Genomic DNA, 20,197 nt, shown 5'->3' with positions numbered 1-20,197 from the left:
GCACCCACAGGAGCCCAGCATGACAGCAACCGTTCTGGTACTGGTTGAAACCGTCAATGAGTACCTGCCGATTCTCGAGCGGCAGGGGTATCACCTGGAATTGGCGCCCACGCCTGCCGAACGCAAGACAGCGATTTTCGAACACGGTGAACGCTTCAGCGCGGTTCTGACCCGCGGCCCCCTGGGTTTGACGGCGGAAGAAATCGCCGCCCTGCCCAATTTGCAGATCATTTGCGTGATCGGCGCCGGTTACGAACAAGTGGACCTGCAGGCCGCGCGCAACCGGGGCATCGTGGTAACCAACGGCGCCGGGGTCAACGCCTCGTCGGTGGCGGACCATGCCATGGCGCTGCTGCTGGCGCTGGTGCGCGACATTCCCCGGGCCGACGCGTGCGTACGCCGTGGCGAATGGCCCAAGGTCATGCGCCCTTCCCTGGCCGGCAAGCGCCTGGGCGTGCTGGGCCTGGGCGCGGTGGGCATGGCGATCGCCAAGCGGGCCGCCCTCGGGTTCGACATGAGCGTCAGCTACCACAATCGCCGGATGCGCAACGACGTGCCCTACACCTTCTGCGCCACGCCTACGGAACTGGCCCGGGCCTCGGACTTCCTGATCGTCGCCACACCCGGCGGCCTGGACACCCGGCAATTGATCAACAAACAGGCCCTCGATGCCCTGGGCCCCAATGGTTTCCTGGTGAACATCGCCCGCGCCAGCGTGGTCGCCACCGCCGACCTGATCAGCGCCCTGGAGCAACGGCGAATTGCCGGAGCGGCCCTGGACGTGTTCGATCACGAACCCGAAGTGCCCGACGCGCTGAAACACCTGCCCAACGTTGTGCTGACGCCCCATGTGGCCGGCCTGTCGCCGGAAGCGACGCGTGGCACGGTGGAGCTGGTGGGCCAGAACCTGAACGCGTTCTTTTCCGGCAAGCCGGTGTTGACGCCAGTACCGCTACCCGACGCGCAGCCTTAAAGCACCCCCAGCAATGTCCATAACCGGCGGGATTCGGCATCGGCACTGATCAGTTCCCCCAGCAACTCGCTCAACGGCTTGTTGCCCCACTCCACGCCGCGCCGGATCAGATAGGGCACCGGGCTGTGGGGTTCGGTGCGGGCCAGGTAACCGGCGATGACCAGTAGCTGTCGATAGGCCTCCTCACGATTGGCCGGCTCCTGGAAGACCTGGGCAGGTGCCGCCTGCGACTGGGACGTCGGCGGTGTAAGTGTCGGCGACGCTTGCACCGGCACGACAGCGGGTTGCTGTGGGTGCATCGCGATGAACTCCTCTATCAGTGCCAGCAAGGCCTGCATCACGTCCTGCAGGGATTTGTAGCCCGGGGCCTGGTTGCCCAGGTAAGCGTCGCTCCAGGCTTCGAGCCGCTGCAGGTGTTGCAGGCTCAACATCAGGCTGCCCTGGCGATGCAACCAGAATGACAAGGGTGTGTTGCGAATCAGTTCGCTGAGTTTCTTTTGATCGTTGCGCGCCGCTTCCGCCGATGCCTTGGCGTTCTTGCTGTCGTTCACCAGTACTTGCTGGCGCTGCAAGCGTTGCCAGTCGTCCAGACAGAAACCGGCGAAATCCTGATCCCGGCCATCGAGCAATGGCACGCGCGTCAGCAACACTTCACTGTAGCGACGGGCCAGCCATTCCAGCGGGATCACCCGCCACGACTGGTCGCCTTCATCGGCCTGGGGGTGCAACTGCTCCGGGTAGCGCTCACACAGCCCCGCCACCAGCGCCAGGCTGCCCGGCAACCCCTCCAGCCCGGCCATATGCAACCAGGCCTCCCCCAGCCAGGCGCTGATCATCAAGTCCTTGCTGCGCTGCAGCAGCAACATGGTCGCCAGTCGTTCCAGGTCTGGCCACAGGGCGCGCTTGATCGAAGACTGCCACACGCCGGTGGGCAGGCTGGTGTCGTCCTCCCGGCGCAATTCGCGCAACTGGTCATATTCCGGTTCGTAGCGCAGGTCCTGGCCACAGGGCGATTCAGCGCTGATCGGCTCGAGCAATTGGCTGACCAGCTCAGGCAAAGGCGATATCGGTAAGCTCACAGGCCCTCCTCACGAGTGGCAATGGCGGGGCTCGATGAGGTCGCCATGAAAGGTGAACGGGGCGCCCGCGTCGGCAGCGGCGGGATCGACAACGGCAGCTTGGAGCCCTGGCTCATCAACGACAGGCGCACGAACATCAAGGTTTGCTGCGCCGTGCGGGCCTGGGTCTGGGCGGTCACCGGCAGTTGCAGGGCCAGGGGAAAATCGGTGTAGTCGACATTCGGCTGGCGCTGGCTCGACACCAACGAACGCATCAGGCGCAGCAATGACCAAGGCCCCTGGTATTCCCAACCGGCCTCCAGGTCGCGCACCACCAGGTTCGGTTGCAACGGGTCGTTGGCCGGTCGCTGGTAGCCGTTGCGGGCCCAACGCAAAGTCAGGCGCACGGGCTGGCCGACCATCCAGCGCAGGTTCTGCTGGCCGCCGCCGGGGTAGCTGATCTGCTGGTTGCCGGCGTCCAGGCTCCAGGCGATCACCTGGTCGGCGCCGCGCTCTTCATCGCGATCGGTGCGCCAGCGCACATCCATTTCCACACCCAGGATGCCACTCTTGTCGCGCACGAACAGCGGCCCGAGCCAGGCCCCAGCCTGTTTCAAGCGGTTGAGGAAATCCTCGGCCGCCAATCGCTCCGGCGCCTGGCTCAACGTCAGCCCGGCCTGGGCCAGGGGCAGGCGAGTTTCGATCAGCTCGAGCAAATGCTGGACCCGCGCCGGGTCGGCATCGCTGGCCCGCACATCCTGGGAAAACGGAAAGCGTCCGGCCAGGTATTGATTGAAATAGTTGGCCAGATCATTCCAGGCAGTCGCGGCCTGGTTCTGTTGCAGGTACAGGCAACGTTGCAGGGCGCTCTGCTGCAACGCGACGGTGCGCTGGGCCAGGTCACCGCGCCCGCCGGACAGGCTGGAGGTTTGCAGGATCTGCGCGCAAGACGCGGTGTCCATGGCGATGAAATCCCGGCTCACCAATTGCTCCAGTTGGGCCGCCGAACTGGCCGGGTTCTGGTTCTTGTACTTGAGCAATTCATCGTTGAGGGCCATGAAGCGCGCCACCTGGTCGTGTTCCAGGGCCGACAGGTTGTCCTGCTGGACGATCAGCCATTCCAGCGCGGGCATTCGCCGCTCGGCGATCTGCAGCATCGCGCCGAATTGCTGGTTCAGGTTCAGCTTCAGGTCTTGTGGATCGCTGGCTCCGTAAAGCAGCAAACCGAAGTTTTTCGAGCCGTCCCAACGCTGGATATCGGCCCGCTGGCTGAACAGCGGCTGGGCGTCGATCTCGTCCAGGCCACTCTTGATCTGTGCCAATGCCCGGCGATTGAGCAGACGCTGGAAACGTATCGCCAGGTCGCCACGGTGCACGTCCATGAAAGCCTTTTGCAGCGCGACCGCCTGGGCCGTTTGTACATTGAAGCCCATGCCGGGCAACGACTCGTCGCTTTCATCCAGGCTCAACCACATGGCCCGGGCCGCGGCGCCTTCAGCGGCCTGCATCAGCGCGTCACGGTAATCCGGCGGGATGCGCGGCAGCTCCTCGTTGGCGTAACTCTTGTAGCTGGCGAAGTAGTTCAGGGCGACGCTGAAATCATCGCTGCCGTCGCCCTGGCCCATCGAATCGGCATTACTGCCCGAGGGATCCTTCTGCAACGCCAACGCCACGAAATCACGCTTGAACAGGGCTTGTACCGCACCGTCCAGCGCCGTGACATGGTCTTGCAGCACCAGCAGGCCACTGCCCTGCTGCACCAGCAGATTGTCCCGGGAACCGGTCTGGACGATCCACTGGTCCCTGAAACTCTGCTGCAGCTTCGCCGCCTGGCTCTCCAGGTCCTGTTCGATATCCGGGCCAAGCAAGGTGCTGTGGCTGACCTTGTCCATCATCTGGGTGTAACCGGGCACCAGGTCCTGCCCCTTGCCCCGGCCCCAGGCCGAATTGGTCAGGCTGACCAGCGTCTGCAAGTCGTCGATCAGCGCCATCAGGTCTTCGAGTTCGCTCAAGGAGTTTCCACTCCCCGCCTCCAGTCGTTGCAGATGCAGCTTGAGGTAGCCGGCCTGGCGCACGAAGTTGTCCGCCAGGAAATAATGATCGAGCCAGCGCTGCATCAGGCCGATGAAGTTATCGGAAATCGCCGGACGCACGGCGTTCAGGTCCAGCCCTTTCAAGTCGGTGTTTTGCGCATCGAACAGCACCCGGTTGTAGAAGCGTGCCCGGCTCAAGGTTCCCGTGTTGAGGTTCAGCGACAAGGCGTTGTTGCTCAGTTGCACCAGCTCATCCAGCGGCGCCTTGGGGTTGTTTATCGCCTGGTTGAACAGCTGATTGTGTTGCTCCAGGCGCACGGCCCGCTCCACCAGGTCCTTGGCCTTCACGTAGCTTTGCCATTGCGCCGGGTCTTCACTTTCCACGTTGCCCCGGCGCTCGGTGTTGCGGATGGACTTGAGTTGTTCCAGGTCCCAGTTCAACAGGTCACGCAGCGGCAATACCCAGTGGTGCCGAGCGGTCAGGCGCAAGCCCTGCTCCAATTGCGCGTCCACCGAGGAGAACCACGAAGTGGGAAAGACCACCGAGACGAAGCGCCAGCGCGGGGCTTTTTCCAACACGTTCCAGTAGTTCTGGACGTTGTGCCGGGTCGGTTCCAGTTGTGGCTCGTCCGAGTCGACTACCAGATGGTTCTTATGGGCACTGAGGATCAAGCGCGAGAGTTCCTCGGCCTCCTCCACCGAATCGTGCCAGACCCACAACATGCCCCCCAGCCAGACCAGGCCGACCACCAACGCGACCGCGCCGGCCAGTCGATGCCAGCGCTGGCGCAAACGCAGCAGACGCGGTACGGGTTGGGCCAGGCCACGCTCGGCCACCAAGCGACGTGACCACAGTTGTCGAGCGAAAACCGTCTGCCGCAGAACGTTGTCAGTGGCTGCGAACCCATCTCCCGTAACCGCCGGTGCTTGGCTGGCGGTGAAATAGACACCCCGAAAACGCGGTGCTTCGCCCTGGGTGTTACCTTGGAAAACCGGCTCCAGCAGAATCTGCAGGGTCCGCCGCAAACCTTCGAAACGCTCGGGCAACCCGTAAAGATCGGCACTCAGTTGCCCCGACAGCGCACCGATCTCAATGATCGATTGCGACAGCGCAGCGATCACCTGATCCAACGCCTGGTCACTCCACTGCGATTGCCAGGCCGCATCCGGCAAGTACGGCGAAGACCAGCCCAACGTCGATTCCCGGGCCTCGGCAGGCAATGCGCTGACCAGTTCCTGGAACCCGGGCAACTGCTCCATCCCGGTGATCACCACGTACACCGGCAGGCTGAGGCCAAAGCGTTGCAGAAGGTCGATAAAACCGCGCCGGGCCTTGAGGCTCAATTCGGTGGCATGTTCGATGTCATCGAGCTTGCCGAACGGGACAGTCCAGATCACCGCATCCAGAGGCCGTCTGCTGCGCAGTCGCAGGATCAATCCCAGCAAGCGCCACCAGTTGCCCCGTTGCCGGTTCATGCCTTCATCGGGCAGGAACAACGCCTGGGGCACCACCAGCACCGCGCCTTCGGTATCCGACCACCAGCGCCCGAACCATGCGACTTTGTCAGTGGGTTGCAAACGCCACTGGGCACACAGCTGCGCGCCGTCCGCTTCATTGCCCAGCATCATCAGCCAAGGCATCTGATAACGATCCCGGGTGCCCTGCTCCTGCTCCATATGGCGCACCGCCCCATAGAAACTGCGGATCGCCGCGCCACCCTGGGTCCGCAGCCACCAGATCCCGGCCACGATCAACAGCACCAGGACGATGGCGAGCAACACCAGGGCGAAGACGCTCAGGGGACTCATGAATCCTGCTCCTGGACCGCCGACTCGTTCAGTTGCAGGACCGGTTCGAGGGCCGAACCAATATCGCGCCAGAACACCTGCCCCAACCCGGTCAGCAACAGCACCATCGCCAGGATCGCCAGCCCCAGGCGAACCCCGTCCGGCAGTGACTGTTGCCCCGGCATACGCACTGGCGCTGCCGCCGAAGGCAACGCCAGGCGCTGGCTGACATCGACATAATCGGGGTCGTGCTGCCAGGCAAAGGTGAACAACGCCAGGCGCCATTTTTCATGCTGGACCTGACCGGGCTCGCCGCGCAGCCGCCCCTGAAACCCGAGGATCAGGCATTGCAGGTAGACATTTGCCAGGTCCCGGGTGCCGGGCATCTGCTCGTCGAGCAGTTTCTTGATCGCTGCTGGCAAGCGCTCGCCAGCCTGGCGACTGGCATACATACGCGATTCGAGCGGATGCTGCTGCCAGGCCAGTTGCCCCGGCCAAGGGCTGAACAGCAGGGTTTCATCCACCAGCGCCACGAAGGCATAGACCAGCGCCTTGACCTGCTCGATGGCGGCATCGCCGACGGTGGCGAAGGCCACCCGCCACAGACGCTGGGCGCTGCGTCCGGAAAACTCCACCACCCGATTGACCAATACCGCAGGGTCGCTGTCCTTGGGCAAGTCCTGCCAGTCCTGGGACCACTTCAGCCAAGCCTGACGAAAAGCGCTGCTCAGCGGCGCCTCATGCAGACTCCGAACCGCCCCGCCACTTCCGTCAGGCATACGACTCCCCTTTTGCGATCAGGCACTTTCACCGACTTGCGCCACGAACAACACCACTTGCCACGGGCTGCTGGCCTGGGCCGACGCCGGCGCCACGATGTGCAACGGCAACTGCCCGTCGAACCATTGCCCGCTGGCGGCCACCACGAACAACCGGGTGTCATCGCCGACGCTGTAGGCCACCTGCTCGTTGCGACTCATGGCCTGATGGGGCAAGCCACTCATGCGCTGGCGGCTCAACAGCGGCACGTGCGGCGCGGACGCGATGATCGCCCCGCGCAGCCACTCGGCTGCGGCCTGCTCGCTGGCGCCATTGGGCATGCGCAGGCCAATGACCAGGCGTTGGCTGGGCTGATCGTCGGGCAACTGGATCGAGAACACCTGGTCGTTGCGCTCGAAGGCCAGGCTGCGATAGCCGGCGCGAACCAGCTCCAGGGTGTCTTCCAACCAGTCGAGCAGTGGCTCGTAGCCGCGCTGCAACTCCAGAAAATCCAGGGGGGCGAAGGCCGGCACGCCCGCCAGCGGATCGAGGGCCGACCAAGCGCCGGCCAACCCCAGCAGCAAGCCATGGAGCGATTGCGGGGTCGCCACCCGGGTGTTCAGCGCACCTTCGATTTCCGGTAACCGCGCCCACAACGCGGTCAACTGCCGGCGGATTTCCAGGGCATCGTCCTGGTTCCCCGCGGCCTGGGCCTGACGCAGCCGACCGGCGAGAAACAGGCACTTTTCCCGGGCCCGGGCACACAGCCCGGCGACACGCCGACCGAGTTCCGACTCGGGCAGCAGCACAGGCGTGGGCGGCGTATAGGGCACCCGCAAAAAGCCACCGCCCTCCTTGCGAATACGCAACAGCGGCAGGCAGACCGAATCGGCCTTGCTCAGCTGCGTACACAGCCGTGGGTTCGGACGCCAGACGGTGATCGACTCGGGAAATTCGCCACTGGTGAGATCCGGCAGCGCCTCGCCGATCACCGATTGCAACCGGCCCTTGAGCGGCAGCAATTGCCCGGCACGCCAGAGCGGGCTGATGGCCAGGTACACGGTCACGGTGGCGTCGTCGGTCTTGTTGACCGCCTCGCTGATGTCCAACTCCAGGGTCGGCCCGACACCGGCCTGCAGGTTGACCGGCAAGCCATCCGGCAAGGTGCCCTGCAGTTGCAGCAGTCGTACCTGGCCGGCGCTGAGGGCCGAAGGATCGACTTCCAATTGGCTGACGCCCCAGAACCAGGGATTGCAGGCCCCGGCAAAATGCGCGGCCAGGGCTTCGGCGCGCAACCCTTGCAATTGAAAATGCTGGGGCAACAACTGCATGCCCTCATGCCAACACACCGCGTCAGGTAACAGACTCATACGACTCCCTTCGACATCCCAATGTCGCCGCCCATGGCGGCCCGCGGTTCACTCAAGGCTGACTGTCACCCTGCTGGCCGTCATTCACGAGGGTCATCTCGCGACTGTCGAATTTCAGCCAGGCCTTGCGCTGATCGTCCAGCCGAAGCCGGTGGGCTCCGGGAGTGTTATAGCTGGCGAAGACCAAAAGTCCAGCGGCGCGCCGGCCCTCCAGCGGGAAGGGTTGGCGGTCGATGAATTGCCCCGGAACCAGCTCCAGCCCCCACACCGACATGAGTTGACGATAGTCGCGCTGGAACTGTTCGCGCTCGGCGAACCACTGGCTGGCGGTGATACCCGATAGCTGCTTGAGCAGGTCCGGGTCGTTCACGGCGATGAAGTCCACCGCGATCGGCGTGTCGTCATTAGCCCGTGGCGCGACGTCCAGGGTCAGACTGTCCAGGTCGACGCTGGGGGCGAAAAGCGAGCAACCGGTGAGCACCAGGCTCAAACAAAATCCGGAAAAAAAGACACGCAAAATGAATCTTCCTTTTCTCAGCGGTCAAAAATTGTTTTTGCTTGCATTTTTATAGACCTGTTCTAGCGTCTTGGATAGTTCGACCAGCACGGTCGAATGGACCAGGTTCGTCAAGGGAATGACAGGTTTTCTGCCGTCCATTTGCAACCTGCGGATCAGCAAGGGAATGCGATGAGCGGGCCTCCCGATGCATTGCTCCCCATATGCATCGGAGTCGGCCGCCATGGCAGAAAGTACCCAGCACAAGCTCGACAGAGTCCGTCCTCCCCGCGTCCAGATCACCTATGACGTGGAAATCGGCAACGCCATCGAGAAAAAAGAATTGCCACTGGTGGTCGGCATTCTGGCCGACCTTTCGGGCAAGCCACTGGAGCCGCTGCCCAAGCTCAACGAGCGGCGCTTCACGGAAATCGATCGGGATAATTTCAACGAGGTACTCGCTTCCATCTCCCCCCGCGCCACGCTCCAGGTGAACAACACCCTCAGCGGCGACGACAGCAAGCTCAACATCGAACTCAACTTCCGTCACATCGATGACTTCGACCCGGTCAAGGTCGTGGAGCAGGTCACGCCGCTGCGCCGGCTGTTCGAAGCCCGTCAACGCCTGCGGGACCTGTTGACCAAGCTCGATGGCAACGACGACCTCGACAAGCTGCTGCGCGACGTGATCGCCAATACCGAAGGCCTGCAAGAGATCAAGTCGGCCCGGCCCCAGGATGCACCGCAAGAGCTACCGACGGTGGCCGCCAACGATGACCCGGCCCCGACCGAACCACAGGCCTGATCGTGCTCATCATTCAAGGGAGATAAAGCCATGCCTGCTTCATCCAGCGCTCAAACCAGCGAGAGCACGACCCAGACCCTGTCTCTGCTGGACAAGATCATCGCCGAAGGCCGCATGGCCCACGACGATAGCCAGCAAGACTATGCCCGCGACATGCTCGCTGAATTCGCGACCCAGGTCCTCGACGAAGGCATGGCCATCGACAAGGACACCGTGGCGATGATCAACGACCGCATCAGCCAGATCGATCAGTTGATCAGCGCCCAGCTCAACGAAGTGCTGCACCATCCCGACCTGCAAAAACTCGAGGCCTCCTGGCGCGGCCTGCACATGCTGGTGCAGAACACCGAAACCAGCACGCGGCTCAAGTTGCGCCTGCTCAACGTCACCCAGAAAGAACTGCAGAACGATCTGGAAAAAGCCGTCGAATTCGACCAGAGCGCGCTGTTCAAGAAAATCTACGAGGAGGAATACGGCACCTTCGGCGGACATCCGTTCAGCCTGCTGGTGGGCGACTACACCTTTGGCCGGCACCCGCAGGATATCGGCCTGCTGGAAAAACTGTCGAACGTCGCCGCGGCGGCGCACGCACCGTTCATTGCCGCCGCCAGCCCGCGCTTGTTCGACATGACCAGCTTTACCGAACTGGCGATTCCCAGGGACCTGTCGAAGATTTTCGAGAGCCAGGAACTGATCAAGTGGCGCTCGTTCCGTGAAAGCGAAGACTCGCGCTACGTGTCCCTGGTGCTGCCACACTTCCTGCTGCGCCTGCCCTACGGCCCGGACACCTTGCCGGTGGAGGGCATCAACTACGTCGAAGACGTCAACGGCACCGACCACAGCAAATACCTGTGGGGCAACGCCGCCTGGGCGCTGTCGCAACGCATCACTGAAGCCTTCGCTAAATATGGCTGGTGCGCGGCGATTCGCGGGGCCGAGGGCGGTGGCGCGGTCGAAGGCCTGCCGGCCCATACCTTCCGCACCAGTTCCGGGGACCTGTCACTCAAATGCCCGACCGAAGTGGCGATCACCGATCGCCGCGAAAAAGAACTCAACGACCTGGGCTTCATCGCCCTGTGCCACAAGAAAAACAGCGACGTGGCGGTGTTCTTCGGCGGCCAGACCACCAACAAGGCCAAGCTCTACAACACCAACGAGGCCAACGCCAACGCGCGGATCTCGGCGATGTTGCCGTATGTCCTCGCGGCCTCGCGTTTCGCCCATTACCTGAAGGTGATCATGCGCGACAAGGTCGGCAGCTTCATGACCCGCGACAACGTGCAGACCTACCTCAACAACTGGATCGCCGACTACGTGTTGATCAACGACAACGCGCCACAAGAGATCAAGGCGCAATACCCGTTGCGCGAAGCGCGGGTGGACGTGACGGAGGTGGCGGGCAAACCGGGGGCCTACAAGGCCACGGTATTCCTGCGGCCACACTTCCAGCTCGAGGAACTGACCGCCTCGATCCGCCTGGTGGCGACCCTGCCGCCACCAGTGGCTGCCTGATCAATAAAAACCTATGGCGAAAGGGCTTGTTGTGGCGAGGGGATTTATCCCCGTTGGGGCGCGAAGCGGCCCTGAATACCAGCAACCCGGTGTGTCAGGCAGATTGAGCTGACTGCTCAGGGCTGCTGCGCAGCCCAACGGGGATAAATCCCCTCGCCACAGGTTCGGCGTTCGTCTTTAACGGATCGGTATCGGGTAACACCCCACTCGACTTCAGGAGTTCCACACAATGGATGCAATCATTCTCGACCTCGGCGGCGACATCAAGGGCGACAGCCTGCTGGAGGGTTTCACGGACAAGATCGAGGTCATGTCCTACAGCCACAACGTGGCGATGCAGGTCACCAACGACGTCAGCAACTCGGAGCGCACCTCCGGCCGGCCCCACATCGGCGAGTTCACCCTGACCAAATTCATCGACAGCTCCACCCCTTCCCTCAACGAGTATTGCTGCGCCGGCAAGCCGATCCCGCAAGCTGTCATCACCATCGGCCGCAACGCCGCCGAGGGCAGCGGCAAACTCATGCCGTTCATCATCTACACCCTGACCAACGTGGTGCTGTCCAACGTCAGCGTCAGCGGCGGCACCGGCGGCAAACCGGTGGAAACCCTGTCGCTGAACTTCACCAAGATCAAATGGGAGCTCACCGCACAGAAAGACGACGGCACCAAGGAAGGCACGGCAGGCACGACCTGGGACCTGGCCGCCAACAAAATGACCAAGTAAGGAAGCGCCGCCCATGGCTGGCTTCGGGCTGCGCCCGCCCCTGTTCGAACGCCTGGCCAACCAGGCGGACGATACCCCTCGGGCGTTCGACCGACAGGCGTTGCAAGACTCGGTTCATGCCGAATTGTCGCGCCTGTTCAACACCCGACGCGGCCCACGGGCGCTGACCGAACCACCGAGCATCCTCGACTACGGCATCGCCGACTGGACCGCGCTGCAACAACAGCGCAGCGATGACAGGCGCCAACTGACCCGGGAAATCCGCCAAGCCATCAGCCATTTCGAACCTCGCCTGCGCCTGGGCGAGGTCGAGGTCTGCCCGGTGCCGGGCCATCCGCAGCAATTGTGCATACGGCTGTCGGGCGAGCTGCGTGGCGACCTGCACGCCTGGCCCGTGGCATTTGTCATCGAGCACGCCGGCGACGGCCTTGAGGTACGACATGAGCGACTCGATTGACCCGCAACTGCTGGACTATTACCAGCGCGAACTGACCTGGTTGCGGCATGCCGGGAGCCTGTTCGCCGAGCGTTACCCCAAGGTCGCCCGGCGCCTGGAACTGTCTCCTGGCGAATGCCCCGACCCGCACGTCGAGCGCCTGCTGGAAGGTTTTGCGCTGCTGGCCGCCCGCTTGCAACGCCGGCTCGATGACGACTATGCCGAATTCAGCGATGCCCTGCTCGAACAGCTGTACCCGTTGGCCATGCGCCCCTTGCCGTCGTGCGCCATCGTGCAGTTCGAACCTGACCCGAGCAAAGGCAATTTGAACGAGGGCTACCCGCTGCCCCGCGACACACCGTTGTTCGTCACCACGGACAAGGGCCAGAGCATTCATTTTCGCACCACCGCCGCCGTGCATTTGTGGCCGGTGGAGGTCAGCGAGGCGTTGTTGCTGGGCAGCGACGAGACCCAGGCGCTGACTGGGGTGGTCCAGGCCCGCTCGGCCTTGCGCCTGGAACTGCGGTGCCTGGGCGAAAGCCAGTGGGCGACGCTGGGAATCGACTCGCTGCGGGTGCACCTGGCGGCGTCACCGATCATCAACGCCGGGTTGTACGACCTGCTCGGCGCCCATGCCATCAAGGTCCTGGCCGGCGCTCCGGGTAGCGTGCCGGAACCACTGGCCGGCTTGCCGCAGATCGTCGGCTTCGCCAGCGACCAGGTCTTGCTGCCGGACGAGGACGGCGTACATCCAGGCATGCGCCTGTTGGCCGAATATTTTGCCTTCCCGGATAAATTCGGCTTCTTCGACCTGCCACTGGCTGGCGCCACCAGCGACAGCCCGTCCTTGTACCTGTACATCGTTTTCGACCGCCCTCCCCCCAGCCGCCTGCCAATCCAGGCCAGCGACATCGCCCTGGGCTGCACGCCGGTGATCAATCTGTTTCCCCGGACTTCCGAGCCACTGCGCCCGGATGGCACCCGCAGCGAGTACCGGCTGGTGGCCGACAGTCATCGGGAAAACAGCGTCGAGATCCACAGCATCCGTGGCATGCGCGCCATGTCCAGCCAGGGCGTGCGCAAAGTGCCGGCCTACTACGGGAGCCAGCATGACAGCGACCAGACCTTTTACTGGCATGCGCGCCGGGTCAGTGGCATGAGCCCGAACCGACTGGGCAGCGACTTGATGGTGAGCCTGGTGGACACCCAGTTCGACCCGCTGGCCGACACCCGCGACTACAGCCTCACCGCCGAACTGCTGTGCACCAACCGCCACCTGGCCCAAAGCCTGCCGGCCGGCACGCCGCTGGGTTTCGAGCGACCGGGGCCGGTGGCCTGGGCCCGCCTGCGCAACCCACCCAGCCCACAGAGCCTGCCACGCCTGGACGGTGAGTCGCGCTGGCGGCTGGTGTCGCAACTGACCCTCAACCATTTATCACTGGTCGAAGGCCCCCAAGCACTGGACGCACTGCGCGAGATTCTGCAATTGCACAACCTGCGGGATGAAGCCAGCGCCCATCGTCAGATCGAAGGGGTATTGGGTTTGGGCTGCGACCGGGTCATCGCCCATGTCGGTGAAGACGCCTGGCGCGGCTGGCGAAATGGGCTGGAGGTGCGCCTGCAGCTGGATCCGCAACACTTTGTCGGCAGCAGCGCCGTGCTGTTCTGCGCAGTGCTGGCGCAATTCTTTTCCCTTTACGCCACCGCCAATCGCTTCGTGCGCACTGTGCTGGTCCAGTCCGACAGGGAGGTGAAGACATGGCAACCCCAAGCCGGCAAGCCCCTGGTGCTCTGAACCTGAGCCAGCGCCTGCGGCGCGACCCGCAACGCTTCGAATGGCTCCAGGCGTTGCTGTTGCTCGAACGCGAACATCCCCAGGCCGAGCCCCTGGGCAGCGGCACCGCGCCCCATGCCGAGGCGTTGCGTCTGCGCGGGCCATTGACACCGCTGTTCGCCGCCAGTGAAGTGCAAAGCCTGGGTCAGGAACCAGGACTTGCGCCAATCCTGACCACGCCGATCTTCGGCCTCGGTGGCCCGGACGGCCCGCTGCCCTATGCCTACCAGGAATGGCTGCAACAACGGGCACGGGCGAAGGATCATGCCCCGGCGGAATTCCTCGACCTGTTCCAGCATCGACTGCTCAGCCTGCTTTACAAGGTGATGCGCAAACATCGCATCGCCCTGGGTTTCACGGCCCCCGGCGCATCCGCCGTACACGCGCAACTACGGGCGTTGACCGGCCTGCTGCCCAAGGCCTTGCAGGAGCGCCAGGCCGCCCCCGACTCGGCGGTACTGGCCTGCACCGCGCTGTATGCCGATGGCCGGCGCTCCCTGGCCGGGTTCGCGGCGATTGTCCGTGAGCAGTTCGCGCTGCCGGTGGAACTGAGCGCCTACGAAGGTGGCTGGCGTGAAATCCCGCCGGCCAGTCGCAGCCGCTTGCAGCCAGGCGGTCGCAACCTGTGCCTGGGCCGCAATGCGGTGGCCGGCGCCCACGTCTGGGACGAGCATGCCGGCGTGCGTCTGACCCTCGGCCCGCTGAGCACGACCCAGGCCAGCGGATTGCTGCCCAACGGCGAGACTCATCCGCTACTCGCCAGCCTTTACGCCCTGTATTTCGGCCCCGATCTGGATTGCACCCTGGTGCTGCTGATCCGTGGCGCCGGCCCCCTGCAACTGGACCGCCAGGCAGCGCCACGGCTGAACTGGAACGGTGGCCTGCAACGCCAACCGAGCCTGGCCGTGCAACGGATCGAAACCCGCCTTCGTCAGCCGGAGATCGCCTGAAATGGAACTGGCCAGCCTGATCGGACGCCTCAACCCGGACAACCGCCGCGCCCTGGAACGGGCCGCGCAACGCTGCATGCAGCGCAGCCACCATTACGTGGAAATCGAACACCTGCTGCTGGAATTGCTCGACATCGAGGGTGGCGACTTCGCCTGCCTGCTACCGCGCTTCGGCCTGGAGCGTGATGCCGTGGCGGCGGAAACCAACAAGGCCCTGGACCTGTTCAAATCCGGCAGCACCCGTACACCCGCCCTGTCGACGCAAACCATCGGCCTGCTGGAAGACGCCGTGGTCGAGGCCAGCGTACTAGGCCTGGACAGCATCCGCTCCGGGCTGTTGCTGCTGGCGCTGCTGGACCGCGATGAGCGTCGCAGCCTGCTGCTCAACAGCGCCTCGTCGTTGCTGCGCATACCTCGTGACGCCCTGCGCGCCCATCTGTTGGAATGGACCGAAAGTTCCCGCGAGCACGTCGGCGGCGTGCGCCCGGCCAAATCCGGCGAGGCGCCACAGAAACAGGATCCGGTCCTCGACCAGTACACCCAGGACCTGACCGCCGACGCGCGGGACGGACGCATCGATCCCATCGTCGGCCGCGACGGCGAGATCCGCCAGTGCATCGACATCCTGCTCCGCCGCCGGCAGAACAACCCGATCCTGGTGGGCGCGCCGGGCGTGGGCAAGACCGCCGTGGTAGAAGGCCTGGCCCTGCGCATCGCCGCCGGGGATGTGCCACCGTCGTTGCAGGAAGTCACCTTGCGCGTACTCGATCTGGGCCTGTTGCAGGCCGGCGCGGGTGTCAAAGGCGAGTTCGAACAACGCCTCAAGGGCGTGATCGACGCGGTTCGCAGCGCCGAGAAACCGATCATCCTGTTCATCGACGAAGCCCACACCCTGATCGGTGCCGGTGGCGCCGAAGGCGGCAGCGACGCGGCCAACCTGCTCAAACCGGCCCTGGCCCGGGGCGAGCTGCGCACCCTGGCCGCCACTACGTGGCTGGAGTACAAAAAATATTTCGAGAAAGACCCGGCCCTGGCGCGTCGCTTCCAACTGGTGCAAGTCGAGGAACCGGACGAACTCACCGCCGTGGAAATGCTCCGTGGCGTGGCGAGCAAACTGGAACAGCACCACGGCGTGCAGGTGCTGGACGCGGCCATCCACGAGGCGGTGAAACTGTCCCACCGCTACATCTCCGGGCGCCAATTGCCGGACAAAGCCATCAGCGTGCTCGACACCGCCTGCGCCCGGGTCGCCCTCGGCCAGCACGACGTACCGCCGCCCCTGGAAAGCCTGCGCCATCGGCAGAACAGCCTCAAGGACGAAGTCGAACGCCTGCGCCGGGAACAGGCCACCGGGCTGGATCACCGCGAACGCATCACCCTGCTCGAAGGTGAATCGAGCAGCAATGTGCAAGCCATCCGCGAGCTGGAAACCCGCTGGGGCGAAGAGCGTGAAGCGGTGCGCGAACTGCTCGACACTCGGCGCGAATTGCTCACCCTGAGCGAACGCGCCGACAGCGAAAAACCCGACACCGAGATCGATAACCGCATCGATCACCTGGCCGCCGAACTGCTACGCCTGGAAGCCGGCCTCGATGCCATTCGCCAGGACGATCCGTTGGTGCCCGAACAAGTGGACAGCAAGACCGTCGCCGCGGTGATCGCCGGCTGGACCGGCATCCCGGTCGGCAAGATGCTCGCCGACGAAGCCCATGCCGTGCGCACCCTCGGCCAGCGCATGGGCCAGCGGGTCATGGGCCAGGGCACCGCGTTGAACACCATCGCCCAGCGCCTGCAAGCCTACCGCGCCGGCCTCACCGACCCGCAGAAACCGGTCGGTGTGTTCCTGCTGGTGGGCCCCACTGGCGTGGGCAAGACCGAAACCGCCTATGCCCTGGCCGACGCTTTGTATGGTGGCGAACGCAACTTGATCAGCATCAACCTCTCGGAATATCAGGAAGCCCACACCGTCAGCCAGCTCAAGGGCGCCCCGCCCGGCTATGTCGGCTATGGCAGCGGTGGCGTACTCACCGAAGCGGTACGGCGAAAACCCTATTCGGTGGTATTGCTGGATGAAATCGAAAAGGCCCACCCGGACGTGCTCGAAGCGTTCTACAACGTCTTCGACAAAGGCCTGATGGAAGACGGCACCGGCCTGGTGGTGGACTTCAAGAACACGGTGATGCTCGCCACCAGCAACGTCGGCGCCGAACTGCTGCTGGATACGCCCGCCGCGCAACTGGGCACCGATGCCTTCAACGAAGCCCTGCACAAGGTCCTGCTGCAAGCGTTTCGCCCGGCGTTCCTGGCGCGCATGACGGTGGTGGCGTATCGGCCGCTGGATGAGGCGACACTCGAGGGGATTGTGCTGGCGAAGTTGGAGAAATTGCGCGGGCGCTACAAGGCCGCGACCGGTAAGCAATTCGAGTTCGATGCCGGGATCGTCAAGGCGGTACTGGCCAAGTGCAGCGCGGCGGGCGCCAGGGATGTCGAGAATGTGCTGATGACGCAGGTGACGGGGAAGTTGGCGGAATGGGTGCTGGAATAACTCCGTTGCCATTTCCCATATGGAATGACCAAAGAAAAGGAACTCGCTATGGCGCTGCCTGAAGACTGGAATGGAGTGGACTGGAGGCAGACGCTGGTCTCCCTTCCCGTGGTCACGAACGGAATAAAAACAATCGTGATCAACCGAAACAGAGCGCCCCATGCCCATAAAGGTTATTACATGTTCGCGACCACCTACAATCAAGCTGACCCCATGAGCAGCAACGTGCTGGGTGCAATACCGGGCGAGCCAATTGTCCTTTATATTGCGTCGGACGTTGGCGAAGGTGGCTCACTGGTATCCCAATTTGTTTTCATGCATGAAGTCGGACATCTTCGATTAGGGCATATCGCCGGTTTGGCGCCGACCGATACCGTAAATAACCCAGGCGCCGCGATACCCGCGCAATATCGTAATGAAATCGATGCTGACGTGTACTCGCTCAATCACTGGATCGCTCAGAAAACCGAGCATGGCCTGAGAGTGATACTGGCGGCCATCAATTACCTTAATCGCTTGAACTCCACAGGTGACGCAACGCACCCGGCTTCCAATCAAAGAGCCCAATTCCTGGAACAGATTCTCAACTCGAAGACCTGTGCAATTGTGCTGCTCAATGACAATTCCATCAGCGAAACCTTCGCCAGAGCCGCGCTTACCGATTTTGCAAGAAGAGCCAATGGTTGGACGTTGAATATCGAAACCGCACTGACCAACGCAAACAATCTGGGGCGCACCGCAGTGACGCCCACAATCACAATAAGCGACGCCAAACAAATGATGAGTTATATCGAAGCAAATCCGGTCGTCTACAAAGGGTTGAAATTCGAAGTCATACCTACCTGAATTCAAGACTGCAGATGCGCAAGATCATGAACCTCTTATGCAACTGAGATCTCTATGCCTCGCGCCACCGACAGCAACACCACGCTATCACTCACCGCCAGCTCGCTGTCGGCGCTGTACCCTGACTCGCTGTCCGGCGAAGAACGCCTCAACGCCCTGGGCTCGCACATCCTCAATGGCGTCAACGACGGCGCCTCGCTGGACCTCACCACGGCAGTCGCCAGCCATGTGACCACCACGCTGCACAAGGACGCCTTGCTGCGTCCGCTGGATTGGCTGGTGGCAGAAATCCGCCAACTCCCCGCCGACGCCACCGCCGAGCGCTACCAACTATTGCTCCGTCCCTGGCTCTGGTGGCTGAGCCTTGCCAGCAACAACCGCGTGTTCCAGAACCTGGCCACCTCGGACATCGTCACCACGATTTTCAAGGCCCATGGTTTCACCGATTTCCAGCTCAAGCTCACCGGCAGCTACACCCCGCGCGAGTACTGCGTGCAATACGGCGAAACCGATCTGGCCTTCGTTTCACGTTTGATGGAGGAAGACGGGATCTTCTGGTTCTTCAGTCATGAGAACGGCAAACACACGCTGGTTCTGGCCGACAGCAACGACGCCTTCGCGCCCATCCCCAACGGGCCGACGGTGAATTATCTCGGGCAGAAACTGGGTGAGCGGGAACTGCACGGCATCCGCAGCGGGCAAGTGTGCCTGCAAGCGGTGAGCGGGGTTTACCAGGCCACCGATTACGAATTCACTACGCCGACGACGTCGCTGTTCAGCCAGGCCGAAGCCGTGGCTGGGCCAAGCTCGATGTACGAACATCCGGGCGGCTATACCGCCAAGGCCCAGGGCGATGCCCTGACCAAGTTGCGGGTGGACGGTCTGCGCAGCCAGGAGAAACGTTTTGTCGGCGAAAGCGACTGCCGTTGGCTGGTGCCGGGGTATTGGTTCACCCTCGCCGGTCACGAAGACACAACGTTGAATATCGATTGGGTGGTGACCTCGGTCAGCCACGAAGCCAGCCACGACAGCTATCGCAATCGCTTCGAAGCGATCCCCAAGGCCACGGTTTATCGACCGGCCCGCATCACGCCGAAACCACGCATGCACACCCAGACCGCGCTGGTGGTGGGCAAGGCCGGCGAAGAGATCTGGACCGATGAATACGGCCGGATCAAGTTGCAGTTCCCCTGGGACCGCACCGGCAAGAACGACGAAACCTCGTCCTGCTGGGTCCGTGTGGTCTTGCCCTGGAGCGGCAAGGGCTTTGGCATGCAGTTCGTACCGCGCATCGGCCAGGAGGTCATCGTCACGTTCATCGACGGCGATCCCGACCGTCCGCTGGTGACCGGTTGCGTCTACAACGGCGACAACGCCCTGCCCTACGCGTTGCCGGCGAACCAGACCCAGTCCGGGATCAAGACCAATTCGTCCAAGGGCGGCGGTGGTTTCAACGAGTTGCGTTTCGAAGACAAGAAGGACGCCGAGGAGGTGTTTCTCCAGGCCCAGAAAGACTTCAACATCAACGTACTCAACGACACCACCGCCACGGTCGGCCATGACGAAACCCTCACGGTGCAGAACGCCCGCACCCGCACGGTCAAGGACGGCGACGAGACCATCACTCTGGAGAAAGGCAAGCGTAGCGTGACCCTCCAGACCGGCAGCGACAGCCTCGACGTGAAAGACACCCGCACCGTCACCGTAGGCTCGGACCAGAACCACAGCACCGGCGGCAACTACGCGCACAAGGTCACCGGCAACTACGACCTGACGGTGGACGGCAACCTGACCATCAAGGTCAGTGGCACCCTGACCCTGCAAAGCGGCGGCAGTTTCGCGATCAAGAGCGGCGCCGACCTGGCGGCCCAGGCCAGCACCTCCATCAGCCAGAAGGCTGGCACGGCCCTGAGCAACCAGGCCGGCACGTCGTTGGAAAACAAGGCCGGCACCACTCTGACCAACGACGCCGGCATCAGCCTGGTGAACAAGGCCGCCGCCGAACAGACCGTGGATGGCGGTGGCATGCTGACGATCAAGGGCGGTTTGGTGAAGGTCAACTGAC

15 protein-coding genes are annotated in these 20,197 nt (G+C 63.2%); 10 read left to right on the top strand and 5 right to left on the bottom strand.

What is annotated here, in order from left to right:
- Positions 1-19 precede the first annotated feature (19 nt).
- The gene (locus tag AC30D9_RS18805) at positions 20-973 is read left to right on the top strand and encodes a 2-hydroxyacid dehydrogenase (protein ID WP_490144571.1); all 954 of its coding nucleotides are present in this window, start codon (positions 20-22) and stop codon (positions 971-973) included.
- Here the strand turns inward: AC30D9_RS18805 and tssA are convergent.
- Genes tssA through AC30D9_RS18780 form a run of 5 tightly spaced genes read right to left on the bottom strand, consistent with a single transcriptional unit; the run spans position 970 to position 8,498 of the window.
- The gene (gene tssA / locus AC30D9_RS18800; RefSeq protein ID WP_490144570.1) at positions 970-2,052 is read right to left on the bottom strand and encodes a type VI secretion system protein TssA; all 1,083 of its coding nucleotides are present in this window, start codon (positions 2,050-2,052) and stop codon (positions 970-972) included. The genes AC30D9_RS18805 and tssA overlap by 4 nt on opposite strands.
- Positions 2,049-5,873 carry a type VI secretion system protein gene (locus AC30D9_RS18795; protein ID WP_490144569.1) on the bottom strand — a complete coding sequence of 1,275 codons (3,825 nt, stop codon included), beginning with the start codon at positions 5,871-5,873 and terminating at the stop codon, positions 2,049-2,051. Before AC30D9_RS18795 ends, tssA begins: the two co-directional genes overlap by 4 nt.
- On the bottom strand, positions 5,870-6,631 hold the full coding sequence (locus AC30D9_RS18790; RefSeq protein WP_307571021.1) for a DotU family type IV/VI secretion system protein: 762 nt from the start codon (positions 6,629-6,631) through the stop codon (positions 5,870-5,872). Before AC30D9_RS18790 ends, AC30D9_RS18795 begins: the two co-directional genes overlap by 4 nt.
- 18 nt (positions 6,632-6,649) lie before the next feature.
- A complete protein-coding gene (tssK, locus tag AC30D9_RS18785; protein ID WP_490144568.1) occupies positions 6,650-7,981 on the bottom strand; it encodes a type VI secretion system baseplate subunit TssK in 1,332 nt (443 codons plus the stop codon).
- Between the two features lie 52 nt (positions 7,982-8,033).
- Positions 8,034-8,498, bottom strand: a complete 465-nt coding sequence (locus tag AC30D9_RS18780) for a type VI secretion protein (protein WP_490144567.1) — start codon at positions 8,496-8,498, stop codon at positions 8,034-8,036.
- Positions 8,499-8,721: 223 nt separating this feature from the next.
- On the opposite strand from AC30D9_RS18780, the gene tssB reads away from it, so the two are divergent.
- The 9 genes from tssB to AC30D9_RS18735 all read left to right on the top strand — a co-directional run bounded on the left by tssB (position 8,722) and on the right by AC30D9_RS18735 (position 20,196).
- Positions 8,722-9,282, top strand: coding sequence for a type VI secretion system contractile sheath small subunit (tssB, locus tag AC30D9_RS18775; RefSeq protein ID WP_134923949.1), 561 nt, complete (start codon positions 8,722-8,724; stop codon positions 9,280-9,282).
- Between the two features lie 30 nt (positions 9,283-9,312).
- Complete coding sequence (tssC, locus tag AC30D9_RS18770) at positions 9,313-10,794, top strand: type VI secretion system contractile sheath large subunit (protein WP_134923948.1); 1,482 nt, start codon at positions 9,313-9,315, stop codon at positions 10,792-10,794.
- Between the two features lie 229 nt (positions 10,795-11,023).
- Positions 11,024-11,521 carry an Hcp family type VI secretion system effector gene (locus AC30D9_RS18765; RefSeq protein ID WP_109756006.1) on the top strand — a complete coding sequence of 166 codons (498 nt, stop codon included), beginning with the start codon at positions 11,024-11,026 and terminating at the stop codon, positions 11,519-11,521.
- A gap of 13 nt (positions 11,522-11,534) precedes the next feature.
- The gene (tssE, locus tag AC30D9_RS18760; protein ID WP_307571026.1) at positions 11,535-11,978 is read left to right on the top strand and encodes a type VI secretion system baseplate subunit TssE; all 444 of its coding nucleotides are present in this window, start codon (positions 11,535-11,537) and stop codon (positions 11,976-11,978) included.
- Positions 11,962-13,752 carry a type VI secretion system baseplate subunit TssF gene (gene tssF / locus AC30D9_RS18755; protein ID WP_490144566.1) on the top strand — a complete coding sequence of 597 codons (1,791 nt, stop codon included), beginning with the start codon at positions 11,962-11,964 and terminating at the stop codon, positions 13,750-13,752. Before tssE ends, tssF begins: the two co-directional genes overlap by 17 nt.
- Entirely contained in the window at positions 13,716-14,741 is a 1,026-nt protein-coding gene (tssG, locus tag AC30D9_RS18750) for a type VI secretion system baseplate subunit TssG (protein WP_134923945.1), read from the top strand. Before tssF ends, tssG begins: the two co-directional genes overlap by 37 nt.
- Before the next feature lies 1 nt (position 14,742).
- A complete protein-coding gene (tssH, locus tag AC30D9_RS18745) occupies positions 14,743-17,286 on the top strand; it encodes a type VI secretion system ATPase TssH (RefSeq protein ID WP_490144565.1) in 2,544 nt (847 codons plus the stop codon).
- A 48-nt stretch (positions 17,287-17,334) separates the two neighbouring features.
- The gene (locus AC30D9_RS18740) at positions 17,335-18,132 is read left to right on the top strand and encodes a phage exclusion protein Lit family protein (RefSeq protein ID WP_134923943.1); all 798 of its coding nucleotides are present in this window, start codon (positions 17,335-17,337) and stop codon (positions 18,130-18,132) included.
- Between the two features lie 54 nt (positions 18,133-18,186).
- Positions 18,187-20,196: a type VI secretion system Vgr family protein gene (locus tag AC30D9_RS18735; RefSeq protein ID WP_490144564.1), complete on the top strand. Its 2,010-nt coding sequence runs from the start codon at positions 18,187-18,189 to the stop codon at positions 20,194-20,196.
- Position 20,197 lies beyond the last annotated feature (1 nt).

It is taken from the genome of Pseudomonas sp. DF11 (assembly GCF_058148565.1).
The sequence above is the reverse complement of the archived record's forward strand: the minus strand, read 5'-3'. Positions and strand labels throughout refer to the sequence as shown.

What these genes read in the sequence shown, in the direction of transcription:
- AC30D9_RS18805 (WP_490144571.1), top strand. Translation starts at nt 20, where the DNA reads ATGACAGCAACCGTTCTGGTACTGGTTGAAACCGTCAATGAGTACCTG.
- AC30D9_RS18795 (WP_490144569.1), bottom strand. Translation starts at nt 5,873, where the DNA reads ATGAGTCCCCTGAGCGTCTTCGCCCTGGTGTTGCTCGCCATCGTCCTG.
- AC30D9_RS18790 (WP_307571021.1), bottom strand. Translation starts at nt 6,631, where the DNA reads ATGCCTGACGGAAGTGGCGGGGCGGTTCGGAGTCTGCATGAGGCGCCG.
- tssK (WP_490144568.1), bottom strand. Translation starts at nt 7,981, where the DNA reads ATGAGTCTGTTACCTGACGCGGTGTGTTGGCATGAGGGCATGCAGTTG.
- tssB (WP_134923949.1), top strand. Translation starts at nt 8,722, where the DNA reads ATGGCAGAAAGTACCCAGCACAAGCTCGACAGAGTCCGTCCTCCCCGC.
- tssC (WP_134923948.1), top strand. Translation starts at nt 9,313, where the DNA reads ATGCCTGCTTCATCCAGCGCTCAAACCAGCGAGAGCACGACCCAGACC.
- AC30D9_RS18765 (WP_109756006.1), top strand. Translation starts at nt 11,024, where the DNA reads ATGGATGCAATCATTCTCGACCTCGGCGGCGACATCAAGGGCGACAGC.
- tssE (WP_307571026.1), top strand. Translation starts at nt 11,535, where the DNA reads ATGGCTGGCTTCGGGCTGCGCCCGCCCCTGTTCGAACGCCTGGCCAAC.
- tssF (WP_490144566.1), top strand. Translation starts at nt 11,962, where the DNA reads ATGAGCGACTCGATTGACCCGCAACTGCTGGACTATTACCAGCGCGAA.
- tssG (WP_134923945.1), top strand. Translation starts at nt 13,716, where the DNA reads ATGGCAACCCCAAGCCGGCAAGCCCCTGGTGCTCTGAACCTGAGCCAG.
- tssH (WP_490144565.1), top strand. Translation starts at nt 14,743, where the DNA reads ATGGAACTGGCCAGCCTGATCGGACGCCTCAACCCGGACAACCGCCGC.
- AC30D9_RS18740 (WP_134923943.1), top strand. Translation starts at nt 17,335, where the DNA reads ATGGCGCTGCCTGAAGACTGGAATGGAGTGGACTGGAGGCAGACGCTG.
- AC30D9_RS18735 (WP_490144564.1), top strand. Translation starts at nt 18,187, where the DNA reads ATGCCTCGCGCCACCGACAGCAACACCACGCTATCACTCACCGCCAGC.